We start from the raw sequence: 1,454 nt of genomic DNA, 5'->3' as shown, positions 1-1,454 counted from the left end.
TGCAAGGATCAAGCTAGCTCCAACAAAACCTAATTCTTCAATCACAATCGCAAATACAAAGTCAGTGTGTGCTTCAGGTAGATAACCTTGCTTTTCAATTGAATTTCCTAGGCCTAATCCAAACCATCCACCGTTACTCATGGCATAATAGGAATTGGCCAATTGGTGACCTGCACCAGTCAAGTCATTAAATGGATTGAAGAAGGCACTAAAACGTTTGGCTACATAACCAAAAACAGGAATTTTAGCGACACGGTCCACACCAATGATCCAAATTGAACCAAGAATAATCGCCGATCCACTAACGACTAAACCAAGCAGAGAAGTGAACCAACGGTACCCCACTCCACTAGCCGTAATCATAATCAAGACCGTTAAAGCCAAGATGGTTGCATTTCCTAAGTCGGGCATAATAGCAACGATTCCAATGAGAATCAAAGTCAACCAACGCCAATCAGTTAAATTCCTAGGAATCCACTCATTATGGGTCAAGGCTTGATAATCATAGTCACGTATTTCATCTTGCCGTTTAGAAAAAATTAAAGCTAAATACCAGACTAAAATAACCTTAAGGTACTCCGCTGGCTGGATACTGAAGCCTCCAGGAATTGTCAACCAACCATGAGCCCCATTGACCGTATCAGTAACAAACCTTGAAAGAAGTAACAAAATTACCTCAATAAAGATAATAACAGCTAAAACTTTCTTATTTCGAAGAAAGTTTAAACTAAACTTGTAGATCAATGCAATGGTCAAGAGACTGAGGATAAAAAAGAGCCCCTGCGTCCGCACCATCCGGATCGAACTCACTCCACTTTGAATCGCTAAGGCACTTGTTGTCGAATAGACTACAATCAAACCAATGATGGATAAAATCAAATAGGGAATGAGGATGGAATAATTTAAAAGATGTCTTTTATCAATTTTCATAGTTCACCATATTCCTAATGTTCAACCTTCATTATATCATTTTTAAGAAGCAAAACCAAGGAAAGGCCAGAAAAGATTCGGCTTCTTCTCTATTTTTAAGTAATATTCTATTGATTCTTCTTATTTTCATATATTTTTATCCTTTTTCGATGAAAATATTCCTTTTTTTAGAAAATAATAGCTGAAATCAGCATCTTTTAAGCATTAAGTTTTGCCTTTTCGTTTTTTTTACGGTAAAATGTTTCTGTATGAGAAAAAGGATAAAACCCGCTGTTCTCTTGGTCTTTTTTATCGGTATCATTTCTTTTCTCGTTCTTTCACGAACGATTGCCGATCTGCAAGCAAGAGAGCGACAAGAAACAACCAAAACCATTCCGAACTCCAATACACCTCGAAAAACAACTACTGCAAGCTCTTCTTCAAAAAAAGAAGAAGACATCAATCCAGAACTGGTTGGCCGTCCAATCATTGATATCTCGGGCTGGCAATTACCAAGCGAAATTGATTACGATGTCCTCTCCCAA

General features: G+C 37.7%; 1 protein-coding gene and 1 pseudogene. One reads left to right on the top strand and one right to left on the bottom strand.

All coding sequences use genetic code 11. The annotated features are described in order from the left end of the window. On the bottom strand, positions 1-930 hold a 930-nt coding region (locus SPADD19_RS01925; RefSeq protein ID WP_241496402.1), incomplete at its 3' end, for an FtsW/RodA/SpoVE family cell cycle protein. A 248-nt stretch (positions 931-1,178) separates the two neighbouring features. Between SPADD19_RS01925 and SPADD19_RS12350 the strand changes: the two are divergent. Continuing rightward, positions 1,179-1,454 (top strand): annotated as a pseudogene (locus SPADD19_RS12350) (glycosyl hydrolase family 25); the annotation flags it as partial.

This window comes from Streptococcus parasanguinis (assembly GCF_001578955.1).
Classification (GTDB): Bacteria; Bacillota; Bacilli; order Lactobacillales; family Streptococcaceae; genus Streptococcus; species Streptococcus parasanguinis_U.
The sequence above is the reverse complement of the archived record's forward strand: the minus strand, read 5'-3'. Positions and strand labels throughout refer to the sequence as shown.